Annotated in this window: 10 protein-coding genes; 7 read left to right on the top strand and 3 right to left on the bottom strand. The window is 44.9% G+C overall.

What is annotated here, in order from left to right; translation table 11 throughout:
- Nucleotides 1-87 precede the first annotated feature (87 nt).
- Both ACSFXN_RS16940 and ACSFXN_RS16935 read left to right on the top strand, forming a co-directional pair.
- Nucleotides 88-1,641, top strand: coding sequence for a fatty acid--CoA ligase family protein (locus ACSFXN_RS16940; protein ID WP_437151306.1), 1,554 nt, complete (start codon nt 88-90; stop codon nt 1,639-1,641).
- Between the two features lie 130 nt (nt 1,642-1,771).
- Nucleotides 1,772-3,748, top strand: a complete 1,977-nt coding sequence (locus ACSFXN_RS16935; protein ID WP_437151305.1) for a S9 family peptidase — start codon at nt 1,772-1,774, stop codon at nt 3,746-3,748.
- A 46-nt stretch (nt 3,749-3,794) separates the two neighbouring features.
- Here the strand turns inward: ACSFXN_RS16935 and ACSFXN_RS16930 are convergent, their stop codons facing one another.
- On the bottom strand, nt 3,795-4,151 hold the full coding sequence (locus ACSFXN_RS16930) for a DUF5658 family protein (RefSeq protein WP_437151304.1): 357 nt from the start codon (nt 4,149-4,151) through the stop codon (nt 3,795-3,797).
- Between the two features lie 386 nt (nt 4,152-4,537).
- On the bottom strand, nt 4,538-5,314 hold the full coding sequence (locus tag ACSFXN_RS16925; RefSeq protein WP_437151303.1) for an enoyl-CoA hydratase-related protein: 777 nt from the start codon (nt 5,312-5,314) through the stop codon (nt 4,538-4,540).
- Between the two features lie 101 nt (nt 5,315-5,415).
- Here ACSFXN_RS16925 and ACSFXN_RS16920 point away from each other — a divergent pair, with 101 nt between their 5' ends.
- Nucleotides 5,416-7,032 carry an ABC1 kinase family protein gene (locus ACSFXN_RS16920; RefSeq protein ID WP_437151302.1) on the top strand — a complete coding sequence of 539 codons (1,617 nt, stop codon included), beginning with the start codon at nt 5,416-5,418 and terminating at the stop codon, nt 7,030-7,032.
- A gap of 134 nt (nt 7,033-7,166) precedes the next feature.
- Nucleotides 7,167-7,532 carry a hypothetical protein gene (locus tag ACSFXN_RS16915; protein WP_301857559.1) on the top strand — a complete coding sequence of 122 codons (366 nt, stop codon included), beginning with the start codon at nt 7,167-7,169 and terminating at the stop codon, nt 7,530-7,532.
- Nucleotides 7,533-7,660: 128 nt separating this feature from the next.
- Here ACSFXN_RS16915 and ACSFXN_RS16910 read toward each other — a convergent pair whose 3' ends face one another.
- Nucleotides 7,661-8,215: a competence protein ComK gene (locus ACSFXN_RS16910; protein ID WP_437151300.1), complete on the bottom strand. Its 555-nt coding sequence runs from the start codon at nt 8,213-8,215 to the stop codon at nt 7,661-7,663.
- Between the two features lie 174 nt (nt 8,216-8,389).
- Between ACSFXN_RS16910 and ACSFXN_RS16905 the strand changes: the two genes are divergently transcribed.
- The 3 genes from ACSFXN_RS16905 to uvrA all read left to right on the top strand — a co-directional run bounded on the left by ACSFXN_RS16905 (nt 8,390) and on the right by uvrA (nt 13,644).
- The gene (locus ACSFXN_RS16905) at nt 8,390-8,629 is read left to right on the top strand and encodes an IDEAL domain-containing protein (protein ID WP_300992020.1); all 240 of its coding nucleotides are present in this window, start codon (nt 8,390-8,392) and stop codon (nt 8,627-8,629) included.
- A gap of 143 nt (nt 8,630-8,772) precedes the next feature.
- Nucleotides 8,773-10,755: an excinuclease ABC subunit UvrB gene (uvrB, locus tag ACSFXN_RS16900; protein ID WP_437151298.1), complete on the top strand. Its 1,983-nt coding sequence runs from the start codon at nt 8,773-8,775 to the stop codon at nt 10,753-10,755.
- Between the two features lie 6 nt (nt 10,756-10,761).
- The gene (gene uvrA / locus ACSFXN_RS16895) at nt 10,762-13,644 is read left to right on the top strand and encodes an excinuclease ABC subunit UvrA (protein WP_437151296.1); all 2,883 of its coding nucleotides are present in this window, start codon (nt 10,762-10,764) and stop codon (nt 13,642-13,644) included.
- Nucleotides 13,645-13,667 lie beyond the last annotated feature (23 nt).

Below are 13,667 nucleotides of genomic sequence, written 5' to 3'. Positions count from 1 at the left end.
TTATTGTATTGTCTGAACATTTATTTTATAATGAATACAAAGTAAATTATGAATGAGTATTCATTCAACGCGAAAGAGGGATGGGAAATGAATTTAGGGAAGCTTGTTCATGAAATTTCGCAGCAAGATCCAAGCAAGACGGCGTATCATTTTATGGGGAAAGATACATCGTACGGCGAGTTTGATCAATCCGTTACGAAATTCGCAGGAGCATTGAAATCACTGGGAATCGAAAAAGGGGACCATGTCGCATTTTTGTTAGGCAATACACCGCATTTCCTCATTTCGTTGTACGCGACTATGCGATTAGGAGCGACCGCTGTTCCGATTAACCCGATTTATGCACCTAATGAAATCGCTTACATACTGAAAGACAGTGACGCAAAAGCAGTCATTGCACTCGATGCTCTCTTGCCGCTTATTGAAAAAGCTCATCTGGCGCTGCCAGCGGTTTCTTCTTTTATCGTTTGTGAGACTGCCCCGGAAACGGCAGCCAAGCTGGCTGAATTGCCGGCAGATGTAAAAGCGAAAGTGCATGCATTTTCAGACCTTATCCGTAAACCGAGATCATTTGAGCAAACCGTCGAGGTGCAAACAGATGACAATGCAGTCATTTTGTACACATCGGGGACGACGGGCAAGCCGAAAGGTGCCATGCTGACGCATGAAAACCTTTACTCAAACGCACGCGATGTGGGTGCTTACTTGGGCATAACACCTGACGACCGGGTGGTGGCCACTTTGCCGGTATTCCATGTTTTTGCTTTGACAGTCGTAGTAAATGCGCCTCTGATGCAAGGAGCCACTATTATTCTAGTGCCGCGCTTCAATCCGAAAGAAGTTTTTGAAGCGATCAAATCACAAAAGGCGACGATTTTTGCCGGGGTGCCGACGATGTTCAATTTCATGTACCAGTTCCCGGAAGCTCAGACAGCCGATTTTGAAACAGTCCGGCTAGCCATTTCAGGCGGTTCTGCAATGCCGGTTGCACTGCTCCACAATTTCGAGGAAAAGTTCAAGGTCCGTGTTTCGGAAGGCTATGGTTTATCAGAAGCTTCACCGGTGACTTGCTTTAATCCGATTGACCGCGAACGCAAAGCCGGTTCGATCGGCACATCGATTATCAACGTTGAAAACAAAGTCGTCAATGAACTCGGGGAAGAAGTGCCGGCCGGCGAAGTCGGTGAATTGATTGTCCGTGGCCCGAATGTGATGAAAGGCTATTACAAAATGCCGGAAGAGACCAATGCCGCCCTCCGTGACGGCTGGCTCTATACGGGCGACTTAGCCCGGGTTGACGAAGAAGGTTATTTCTATATTGTGGACCGCAAGAAGGACATGATTATTGTTGGCGGCTATAACGTGTATCCGCGTGAAGTTGAAGAAGTGCTGTTTGCCCATCCAGGAGTCTTGGAAGCCGCTGTTGTGGGTTTACCAGATCCAAATTTCGGTGAAGCCGTCCATGCTTATGTCGTATTAAAGGATGCTTCAGTGACTACCGAAGACTTGCACACATATTGCGTGGAACATTTAGCCAAATACAAAGTGCCAAGACATTTCGAGATTCTCGAAGATCTGCCGAAAAACACAACCGGCAAAATTCTTCGCCGTTCTTTGAAAGAGCAAGCATTGAATAAATGATAGAATGGCTTCAGCAATTAATGCTGAAGCTTTTTTGTTTGGGACTTGATTGAAAAAACTGACAGTTTTCCTTATACTAAAGAAACAAGTATTGCGAGTTTCGAAATAGATTTCACTAGGAGGATTTTCATTGGATAAAAATGCAGTAGAAATAAAAGATTTAACAAATTTAGTGTCAGTCACTGATCCCCATATCTCACCAGATGGTACGAGAGCATTATTTATCCGGACTCATATGGACGAAGAAGAAAATACATACGTTGCCCATCTATATCATATTCATTTGGAAAGTGGAAAAGTGACGCAATGGACGCATGGCAAAGAGCGGGTTTCTGCTCCGGCATGGTCAGCGGACGGCAATTATGTCGCTTTTTTATCTACACGCGATGAAAAAAATCAATTATATGTAATGCCGTCAACAGGCGGGGAAGCACGGGCAATGACCGATTTTGAAAAAGGAGTCGATGCTTTCCTTTGGTCGCCATGCGGCAAAAAAATCTGGTTCAATGCACTTGCTAAAGAAGGGAAGACTTTTACAGACAAAGAAGATAAAGATGAAAAGAAAAAGCCGGAACCGGTTTTTGTAACAAAGCTGAAGTATAAAATGGATGGCATGGGCTTACTGCCGATGGACTTTCATCGCCATATCGGTGTAATTGATATCGATTCTAATGATGTCGAACAGATTACGGAAGGCAATTATCATTATGGGCTGGAAGCAGTATCACACCGAGGAGATAAACTGGTTTATGGCGTAACACGTGAAGAAAATCTTGATTTCATTTTCCGCCAGCCGCTTTATCTGTATGAAGTCAAAACAAAAAAAGAAATTCCGATAGTGGAAGAAGAAGGCTATTTTGAAGGAGCTGCTTTTTCCCATGATGATTCAAAAATCGCTTTTGCGGGGACTACACGCCAATTTGAAAACGCCACACATTCGAACATTTATGTCTACGATGTCGCACAAGAATCTCTTTTCTGTTTGACAGAAGGCTTGGATGCTCCGGTTGGTGATTACGTCGTGGCAGATTTCCAGCAAGGGGCAAATGCGCCGGCGGTGGTGTGGACAAAAGATGATCATTTGTATTTTCAAGTTTCTGCCATGGGAGATGTGCGTCTATACTTTGCGTCGCTTGATGGCGCCGTTTATCCTGCATCTCCGGAGATGGAGCATGTTTACGGCTATGATATTTCAAAAGACGGTGTATTCGCTATAGCGGCAATCAGCACGCCGGTGAATCCAGGAGAGTTGTATAAATTGACAATTGCTACAGGAGAACGCCAGGCATTGACCGAGTTCAACAAGACTTATATAGAAGAAACCGAATTGATTGAGCCTGCTTCAATCATTGTAAAAGGAGATAAAGACTGGGACGTCCATGGCTGGCTCATGAAACCGCGCGGCTTTGAACAAGGAGAGAAATATCCGCTTGTGGTCAATATCCATGGAGGGCCGCATGCCATGTATGCCAATACATTTTTCCATGAAATGCAAGTGCTTGCTGCACGTGGTTTCGGTGTGTTGTACGTTAATCCTCGCGGCAGCCATGGCTATAGCCAGGAATTTGTCGATGCAGTGCGAGGAGACTACGGCGGATCGGATTATCAGGACATCATGAAGTCCCTTGAAGGAATGATCGAAGAACATAGCTGGATTGATACAGAGCGACTTGGCGTTACAGGCGGCAGTTATGGCGGCTTTATGACGAATTGGATTGTCGGGCATACGGACCGTTTTAAAGCGGCCGCGACACAGCGGTCAATTTCCAACTGGGTATCATTTTTCGGAGTATCAGATATCGGCTATTATTTCAGCGACTGGCAATTAGGTGCTAATCTGACGGATGTCGATAAGCTATGGCATCATTCGCCGCTGAAATATGCGGAAAATGTGAAAACGCCTTTACTGATTTTGCATTCGGAAAACGATTACCGATGCCCGATCGAGCAGTCTGAACAGCTTTACGTGGCCTTGAAGAGCATGGGGAAAGAAACCGAATTTGTGCGTTTCCCCGAAGCCGACCATAACTTGTCGCGTACAGGAAAACCGAATCTGCGCTTTGCGCGCCTCGAACAGATTACCGGTTGGATGGAGAAGTACTTATAAGAATTAGAATTTCAAGAACGCCCGACTTCTGTTGGGCGTTTTGCTTTTATAGACCGCTATTCATCTGAACGATAAACATGAAATTATGGGCCATGACAACAAAGGCGACCCAGCTGGCATGAAGAAACAAAATTAGGAAGTATAAAACATTAGCGGAAATTAGCAGGTAGCGCCAGTGGCGGGAGTGATTTGAAATGAATGGCGTAAAAAGCAAACTGAAAAGGCAAAGGGATAAGAAGAACTTGATTGTTAGAATGGAGAAAGGAGAAAAAGAGCTTAATAAGGGATTGCCTTCTGTTATATAACCAAATTTGATGCCAAAGAAAGTCAGGATTCCATCGAGAATATTCAAAATGCCCAGTATCCAAACATGAGTTTTTAATGGAGTGTTTTGCTCAGCCATAACTATGCTTCACCTCTCGCATTTATTGAAATCATTTTAGAATGAACTCTTTTTGTCCGAGTTAACGGTTATTAATATAGAAGTACCCATTTGTTTTGCTATTCAGACGTACAATTAGACTATAAGAAATTTTTTAAATTAAAAATATTATTTTTCATAGTTAATTTATCCCTCAAACTGCTAGGCTGCTAAAAGGCATTCTGTAACTAATTAAGGATTTACGTGCAAAGGCCTTTTGGCCATAAGGAAATTGGCAGCCAATAGAAAAAGAAGGAGCACTCCGAAGAGATGCTCCTTCTTTTTATGGGTTTTCTTCAAGTTGTCTGCGTCAACGCAACGCCAATCAAAAAGCCGTGCATCCAGCACGGCTTTTTTCTGATCCGATATTATTTCCCTTTAAACACAGGTTTCCGTTTTTCACTGAATGCCATCAATGCCTCAACCCGGTCCTCTGTCGGAATGGTCAGCTCGTAAGCTTTCCGTTCGATGTTCAGGCCGGTCTGCAAATCGGCGTTCATGCCATTTTTAATGGCAAATTTCGCTTGCTGCAAGGCAATTGGGCCGTTAGCCAGCATCATATCGGCAAACTGGGCGGTGACGTCGACCAGCTCGTTGCGCGGCGCTACTTTGGTGACGAGGCCATAGTCCAGCGCTTCAGCCGGTTTTAATCGGCGTGCCGTCAAAATCAGTTCCATCGCTTTTGACTCGCCGATCAAACGCGGCAGCCGTTGTGTGCCCCCGGCTCCTGGGATGATGGCAAGGCTGGTTTCGGTTAACCCGAGCAGCGTATCATCCGTGACGATGCGGAAATCACAAGCGAGTGCCAGCTCCATTCCGCCGCCGAAGGCAAAGCCGTTAATCATGGCAATGGTCGGCTGCGGCAAGTTTTCAATCGTAGTAAAAACTTCCCCGATTTTAAAGATATTGCGCTTCACATGCTGTTCAGTCAATGTCTTGCGTTCTTTCAAGTCAGCTCCGACACTGAATGCCTTTTCTCCAGCACCTGTAAAGATGACAACACGGATATCCGGATTGATCCGGATTGCTTCGACCACTTGTCCCAGTTCAGCCAACATGTCATAGTTGAAGGCGTTCATGGAATCCGGCCGGTTCAATGTGATGAAGGCCAAATTGCCATGCTGTTCATAATGAATTGTGTCCATTTCCATCCCCCTTTTAATCGTTCCATCCGTTAAAAACATACCACTTTTTGGACTATTCCGCCATCAGACTCTATAATTAAGCGCAGAGAGGGGACTTTTTTATGAACCGTATCGCTTTGATCCGCATTTATCGGATTGTTTATATGGCCATTAAATTTTACACTCAAGCGATGCTTTTCCAGCGCCGCTACCGCGGAAATTGGAATCCGCTTGTTGAAGAGAAATGGGAAAAGCTTGTTACGAAGCAGGCAAAAAATTATAAAATTTTAGCTTTGAAGCTTGGCGGGCTTATGATTAAACTGGGACAATTTTTGTCGACGCGGGCGGATATTATGCCTCCGACATTTCTTCAGGAACTCGAAGGTTTGACAGACCGTGTACCTTCAGTGTCACGCAAAAAAATCGTTTCTGTTCTTGAAAAAGACTGGAACTCTCCATATTCCAGTTTTTTGACCGATTTATCGGATGCTGCTGTGGCATCAGCCTCTATCGGAGAAGTTTACAAAGGCGTGCTAAGAGACGGAACCGAAGTGGCTGTAAAAGTGCAACGGCCTGGGACAGACCGTATTTTGCGGGCTGATTTTCAAGCGATGCGGATTGTTGTTTGGATGTTGAAAACGTTCACGCCGCTGTCCAAACAAATCGACTTCCGGCAATTGTACCGGGAAATGACCGAAACAATTGGAGCAGAGTTGAACTTTTTGCAGGAACTTCAAAGCGGACGCTCATTTTCCGACCGTTTCAAAGAGATGGAAGGCGTTCGTTTTCCAATTTATTTTGACGATCTCTCAACGCGCCGCGTACTGGTAATGGAGTGGATCGAAGGCGCGCGCATAACCGACCTCGCTTTTATTGAGAAACATAATCTTGATCGCCATGCCATCGCAGAACGGCTGTTTATTTTATTTTTGGAACAGGTCCTTAATGGCGGCCAATTTCATGCCGATCCGCATGGCGGCAATATTTTGTTGAAACCGGACGGCACTATTGTGCTGATAGATTTCGGCATGACCGGAACTATTTCCAAGTCGGACGCCCAAGCAGTGCTGCGGATAGCTGAAGGCATTGTTTTTCAAAACTATGATCAAGTGCTGGATGCCCTTGAAGAATTGCGTTTCCTCTTGCCGCATGCGGATCGGGATCTTTTAGCAGACACCATTGCACGGCTGGTTGCAGCGTATCAGTCTAATGAATTGATGCAGATGGACAGTTTTGTTGTAGAGCGCTTGCTCCGCGATATACAGGATATTGTCCGGACACAGCCTGTCCAGTTGCCTGCTGAATTCGCATTTTTTGGCCGGGCTACATCAATTTTTGTAGGCGTTCTCCATGTGCTGGACCCCGCTATTGATTTATTGGCGCTCGCCCGGCCGCGCATATTGGAATGGGCGGCTTCTCAAAAAGAAGGCAAGCGGATTATTGGCAAAGAAGACGTGCTGCGCTGGGCAATTAATGCAACAGGGCCGCTCCGTGTTTTGCCGCAAAAAATCATCAACTATCTCGAAGAGCCGGAACGGATGCGCCATTACTTGGAAAATCGGGATGGGCGGCAGCGGGAGCATCAGCGGGATTTACAGAGCCGGATGTTTGCTGGAATCTTCACAATTTTATCGTTTAGCGGCATATCGATAGCTGTCTGGTTTTCACATGAAGCTTTTATGTGGGTTTCATCCATTTTCTTTGTCGGTTCACTATGGGTTTACCGATCGATTAAATAAGAAATAACAATAAGATAAAAAAATCTGTGCCAATAGCGGCACAGATTTTTTTTGCTTTCAAGTCTTGCAATTTACTGAATTCGGAGTAGAATTAATAAAGAGAACAAACGTTCCCTTTTTGAGGAGGTGTAAAAATGCCGTTGATCTCACAAGAGGAAATTGTCCATTTTGAAAAAGCCATTTATTTGCCGATGGTTTTAATCATCTTGGAACGTGACCGTATGTTATTCGAAAAAGGATCTTTTAAACTAAAGAGGCCGTATATTGAATTAGTGGATGGCGCCATCAAGCAGGTTCATAAAGAGCTGCAAGAAACAAAAATCCATATGCGCAAGCACCATATGAAGATGATAAAAGGAACTGGAGATGATACATTCACCGAATACGTATTTTACCATGGGGGTTATGAAGACCACCGGCGCTATTTGAATGTGCGTTTGCGCAACCGGGTAGAGGAATTGCTGCGTGTTTATTTAGCGATGTCTTACCAGGAAATTTAAGATGTTTTTATAATGAAGGTCTTGGCAGCGGGCAGATTACAAAGAGGCAGAGCTATACATACAGGAGCGTGATGCTTAAAAGGCTGCAGCAGTTTCAGTCTGTCTCTTTGTTATTTCAATCGGAAAACTCAATCAAGAGGATGTTGTCTTCTGGGGGGATATCTGCGTTTCGTCAAATATACCATTTGATGCTGATGGACTTGCTGAGCATTTTTAAAAAACCTGCGCAGAGAACCTGCAAAAGAATGCTGGTTTCTTAAAGCGACAGGAGACACATCAAGTGGGACAGCTACACCATTGCTTAAGGAAATTATGCTGCCTTTTCCGGTGTCATCGCTTTCGACTAGCTCGACAGCATCAAAGTTGAACCAAACCGATTCTTTGTTTTTCGGAGAGTGAGTAGGAAAGAACAGAAGCGGATTGCCGTAATACTCACCGATGATAATGGGGGGCTTATGTTTGACGCGAACTGCTTTTTGAGAATAAAGAGTGGCGCTTTCCATCGATCCTCTGTAGAAAGTACAAGAAGAACTTACAATTTTAAAAACCGATTCTTCCACAATGAATTCACTTCGATCTTCAATTACACGTGTCCACGTTCGATGTCCGTCTATATACGGCAAAAGTGCATATGTATTGCTGCACACCGTATATGAAGAGGGATTATGATTCTTATTGCCCATTAACTTATACCCCCTAAATTTACTATACATAAATATTGTAACAACAAATGGAAGATTAGCAATGGCTTAGTCTAAAAATAAAATCTTTTCTATTTCATTAGAATTTTCAAAAAACATTTGATTATTGATAGACTTTTAATGTATACTAATGAAAAGCATTCGGGGTGATGAAGAATGGAAAACTATTATTCTTATGCTGACTTCATGAAAGCGATGGCTCAAACAAAGAAAATTACAGAAGCGGAAAAACTGCTCAATGATATCTATTTGGATTTGTTTTTGAAGCATGTACACCGCTCTCAGCAAGAAGAACAGCTCATGACGCTTATCGACCAAGCCCTGGACACTAATGACCGTGAAGCATTCGCCAACTATTCAGCCCAATTGCAGGCTTTAAAATGCGATGAAGAATAACGAAAAAACCGCTCCTCAGTGAGCGGTTTTTTTATTTTGTCTAAAAAAAGACAAGAGAAAAAACATACGTTCGCTTTTTGTTAGGGGAATTTTAGGGCATATGATAAAATAGAGAGAGTGAAACAAACAGGAGGACATCAATTATGAAACAGGAATTCAAACTCCAGGCGCCTTATGAACCGGCAGGTGATCAGCCTCAAGCAATTGCGGAGTTGACTCAAGGAATCATAAACGGCAAGCGCTGCCAGACTTTGCTTGGAGCAACAGGCACTGGGAAGACCTACACCATGTCAAATGTGATTCAGCAAGTGAAAAAACCTACATTGGTTATGGCCCATAACAAAACCTTAGCAGGGCAGCTTTACAGTGAATTCAAGGAATTTTTTCCGGATAATGCGGTTGAATACTTCGTCAGCTATTATGATTACTATCAACCGGAAGCCTATGTGCCGCAATCGGATACTTATATAGAAAAAGATGCCAGCATCAATGATGAAATCGATAAATTGCGGCACTCGGCGACAAGTTCGCTGTTCGAACGGGATGATGTCATCGTCATAGCTTCGGTATCGTGCATATATGGCCTCGGTTCGCCAAAGGAATACCGTGAACTTGTAGTATCCCTTAGAAAAGGAATGGAAATCGAGCGCAATCAGCTTTTGCGAAAATTAGTCGACGTTCAATATGAACGCAATGACATCAACTTTATCCGCGGAACTTTCCGGGTACGGGGCGATGTAGTGGAAATCTTTCCGGCATCTCGCGATGAACGCTGTTTGCGTGTTGAGTTTTTTGGAGATGAAATTGACCGGATCCGTGAAGTGGATGCTTTGACGGGTGAAATCATCGGTGAACGGGAACATGTGGCCATTTTCCCGGCATCCCACTTTGTTACGCGGGAAGAAAAAATGGTCAAAGCCATTGAGAACATCGAAGCGGAACTGGAAGAGCGATTAAAGGAAATGCGGGCAGAAGATAAGTTGCTCGAAGCTCAGCGCCTCGAACAGCGTACACGCTATGACTTGGAAATGATGCGCGAAATGGGCTTTTGTTCAGGCATTGAAAACTACTCCCGCCATTTGACGCTGCGGCCTCCAGGTGCTCAGCCCTATACGCTCATTGATTATTTCCCGGATGATTTCCTGCTGGTAGTGGATGAAAGCCATGTGACCTTGCCGCAAGTCCGCGGCATGTTCAATGGGGACCAGGCACGCAAAAAAGTATTAGTGGATCACGGATTCCGTTTGCCTTCGGCTATGGACAACCGGCCGCTGACATTTGACGAATTCGAAAAGCATATCCACCAGGCTGTTTTCGTATCAGCGACGCCAGGCCCTTATGAGCTTGAACATACACCGGAAATGGTGGAACAAATCATTCGGCCGACAGGACTATTGGACCCGACCATTGAAGTGCGTCCGATAGAAGGGCAGATTGATGACTTGATGGACGAAATCCGGCAGCGCACTGAGCGCAATGAACGGGTGCTTGTAACGACATTGACAAAAAAAATGTCCGAAGATTTGACGGCGTATTTAAAAGAAGCAGGCATAAAAGTCAATTACCTGCATTCGGAGATTAAGACATTAGAACGGATTGAAATCATCCGGGAATTGCGGATGGGTGTTTATGACGTTCTTGTCGGCATTAACTTGCTTCGGGAAGGACTCGATATTCCGGAAGTCTCCTTGGTGACCATACTCGACGCAGACAAAGAAGGCTTCTTGCGCTCAGAGCGTTCACTTATTCAGACGATGGGGCGCGCTGCACGAAACTCCAATGGCCATGTCATTATGTATGCTGACAAAATGACCGATTCAATGCGGAAAGCGATTGATGAAACGACTCGCCGGCGTACCATACAAGCCGAATACAATGAAAAACACGGCATTACACCGATTACCATACAAAAGAAAATCAGAGATGTTATTCGGGCTACTACAGCAGCTGAAGAGACAGAAGAATATGTTTCAAAAGCGGCAGCAGGCAAAAAACTCAAAAAAGAAGACCGCGTGAAACTGATTACGCTGCTGGAAAAAGAAATGAAAGAAGCGGCAAAAGCGCTCGATTTCGAACGGGCAGCCGAACTTCGGGACACTGTGCTCGAATTGAAAGCGGAAGGGTGATAAAACTTGAAAAATCAGGAAATACGTATACAAGGTGCACGTGCACATAATTTAAAAAATATAGATGTCGTCATTCCACGGGATCAGCTGGTGGTAATGACAGGCCTTTCCGGTTCAGGCAAATCTTCTTTGGCATTTGATACGATTTATGCAGAAGGACAGCGCCGGTACGTCGAATCGCTGTCTTCTTATGCCCGCCAATTTCTTGGGCAAATGGACAAACCGGATGTCGATTTGATTGAAGGGTTATCACCGGCGATATCGATCGATCAAAAAACAACCAGCAAAAACCCCCGTTCTACTGTAGCGACGGTAACAGAAATTTATGATTATATGCGGCTGATGTATGCGCGCATTGGTAAACCGGTCTGCCCCAATCATGGCATTGAAATTTCTTCCCAGACGATTGAACAAATGGTGGACCGCTTGCTGGAGTATCCGGAACGGACAAAAATGCAGATTTTAGCACCGGTAGTGGCAGGCAGAAAAGGGACGCATGTCAAATTACTGGAGGACATCAAAAAGCAAGGTTATGTCCGCGTCCGTGTCAACGGCGATTTAATAGATCTTGATGACAATATCGACTTGGATAAAAACAAAAAACACTCGATTGAAGTGGTCATCGACCGGATCATTATGAAAGAAGGCATTGCGCCGCGGCTGAGCGATTCTCTGGAATCCGCGCTGCGAATTGCGGATGGCCGGGTTCTGGTAGATGTCATGGAACAGGAAGAATTGCTGTTTAGTGAACACCATGCTTGTCCGATTTGTGGATTTTCCATCGGCGAACTGGAACCGCGCATGTTTTCGTTCAACTCACCGTTCGGTGCTTGCGCAGAATGCGACGGAATTGGCCATAAACTGGAAGTAGATCCGGAACTGGTTATTCCGGATTGGAACTTATCGTTGGAAAATGACGCGATAGCTCCGTGGAAGCCGACGAGCTCACAGTATTATCCTCAAATGCTCAAAGCCGTCTGCAAACATTATAAGATTGATATGACGGTTCCAGTCAGCGAATTGCCGGAAGAGCATGTCCAGATTTTGCTGTATGGTTCCGGCCATGATAAAATCCGTTTCCGTTATGAAAATGATTACGGGCAAATCCGTGATAACCATATTCATTTTGAGGGTGTCGTAACCAATGTAGACCGCCGTTTCCGTGAAACATCTTCAGATTGGACACGGGAACAAATGGAAAAATATATGGGCGAGCAGCCATGTCCGGCTTGCCAAGGGTACCGCTTAAAACCCGAAACCCTCGCAGTGAAAGTGAATAAATTGCATATTGGTGCAGTTTCCGAGTTTTCTATCGTGGAAGCGGACGAATTTTTTGCAAACCTGGTTTTATCGGAAAAAGACGCGCAGATTGCCAGTGCGATTGTCCGTGAAATTCGTGAACGGGTTAGCTTCTTGATCAATGTCGGCCTCGATTATTTGACTTTGAACCGGGCATCCGGCACGTTGTCGGGCGGAGAAGCCCAGCGCATCCGGCTTGCGACGCAAATCGGTTCAAGGCTGACAGGAGTGCTCTATATCTTGGATGAACCTTCAATCGGCCTTCACCAAAGAGATAATGACCGCTTGATTGGCGCATTGAAAGAAATGCGTGATCTTGGCAATACATTAATCGTCGTAGAGCATGATGAAGATACTATGCTCGCGGCAGACTATTTAATTGATATCGGGCCTGGAGCAGGAGTACACGGAGGCGAAATTATCGCCGCAGGCACGCCTGAAAAAGTGATGAAGAATAAAAAATCATTGACTGGCCAGTATTTGAATGGAACGAAATTTATTCCACTGCCTGCAGAGCGCAGAGAATCCGATGGCCGGGCGATATCCATTCGTGGAGCAAATGAAAATAACTTAAAAAAAGTGGATGTTGATATTCCGCTGGGCTTATTCGTTGCCGTCACGGGTGTCTCTGGATCAGGAAAAAGTACATTGGTCAATGAGATCTTGTACAAATCACTGGCGAGCAGATTGAACCGGGCTCGAACAAAACCGGGCAAACATGAGTCCTTGGAAGGCATCGATGAACTTGAAAAAGTGATTGATATTGACCAATCACCAATCGGCCGTACGCCACGGTCCAATCCTGCCACTTATACCGGGGTATTCGACGATATCCGCGATGTCTACGCCTCAACGAATGAAGCAAAAGTGCGAGGCTATAAAAAAGGGCGTTTCAGTTTTAACGTTAAGGGTGGACGCTGTGAAGCTTGCCGCGGAGATGGTATTATAAAAATAGAAATGCATTTCCTGCCGGATGTTTATGTTCCATGCGAAGTTTGCCATGGCAAACGCTACAACCGGGAAACGCTGGAAGTGAAGTATAAAGACAAGAGCATTGCCGATGTATTGGAAATGACCGTTGAAACAGCTGCACAATTCTTTGAGAACCATCCGAAGATTTATCGTAAATTGAAAACGATTGTCGATGTCGGTTTAGGCTATGTTACGCTGGGACAGCCGGCAACCACTTTGTCGGGAGGAGAAGCGCAGCGGGTGAAACTCGCTTCTGAACTTCATAAACGTTCCAACGGCAAATCTTTCTATATATTGGATGAGCCGACAACTGGCCTCCATGCGGATGACATTTCACGCTTGCTTCTTGTGCTGCAGCGTTTGGTTGATAATGGCGATACGGTTTTGACCATCGAGCATAATCTGGATGTCATTAAAACAGCTGATTATATTATCGATCTTGGGCCGGAAGGCGGAGACAAAGGCGGGACAATTATTGCAACCGGAACACCGGAAGACATAGCAGCTTCCCAGGATTCTTATACCGGGAAATATCTGGGACCGATTCTGGAACGTGATCGCGCCCGTATGGAAACCTTAGTTAAAAAAGCAACGCGCAAGAAAAAAGTAGCGAAGTGAAACTTTTTTTGATTCGAAACGTA

It is taken from the genome of Planococcus sp. 1R117A, from assembly GCF_051417975.1.
GTDB classification, from domain to species: Bacteria; Bacillota; Bacilli; order Bacillales_A; family Planococcaceae; genus Planococcus; species Planococcus shenhongbingii.
This window is presented reverse-complemented; position numbering and strand designations above follow the sequence as displayed.

What these genes read in the sequence shown, in the direction of transcription:
- ACSFXN_RS16930 (WP_437151304.1), bottom strand. Translation starts at nt 4,151, where the DNA reads ATGGCTGAGCAAAACACTCCATTAAAAACTCATGTTTGGATACTGGGC.
- ACSFXN_RS16905 (WP_300992020.1), top strand. Translation starts at nt 8,390, where the DNA reads ATGGAAAACTATTATTCTTATGCTGACTTCATGAAAGCGATGGCTCAA.
- ACSFXN_RS16925 (WP_437151303.1), bottom strand. Translation starts at nt 5,314, where the DNA reads ATGGACACAATTCATTATGAACAGCATGGCAATTTGGCCTTCATCACA.
- ACSFXN_RS16940 (WP_437151306.1), top strand. Translation starts at nt 88, where the DNA reads ATGAATTTAGGGAAGCTTGTTCATGAAATTTCGCAGCAAGATCCAAGC.
- ACSFXN_RS16915 (WP_301857559.1), top strand. Translation starts at nt 7,167, where the DNA reads ATGCCGTTGATCTCACAAGAGGAAATTGTCCATTTTGAAAAAGCCATT.
- ACSFXN_RS16910 (WP_437151300.1), bottom strand. Translation starts at nt 8,215, where the DNA reads ATGGGCAATAAGAATCATAATCCCTCTTCATATACGGTGTGCAGCAAT.
- ACSFXN_RS16920 (WP_437151302.1), top strand. Translation starts at nt 5,416, where the DNA reads ATGAACCGTATCGCTTTGATCCGCATTTATCGGATTGTTTATATGGCC.
- uvrB (WP_437151298.1), top strand. Translation starts at nt 8,773, where the DNA reads ATGAAACAGGAATTCAAACTCCAGGCGCCTTATGAACCGGCAGGTGAT.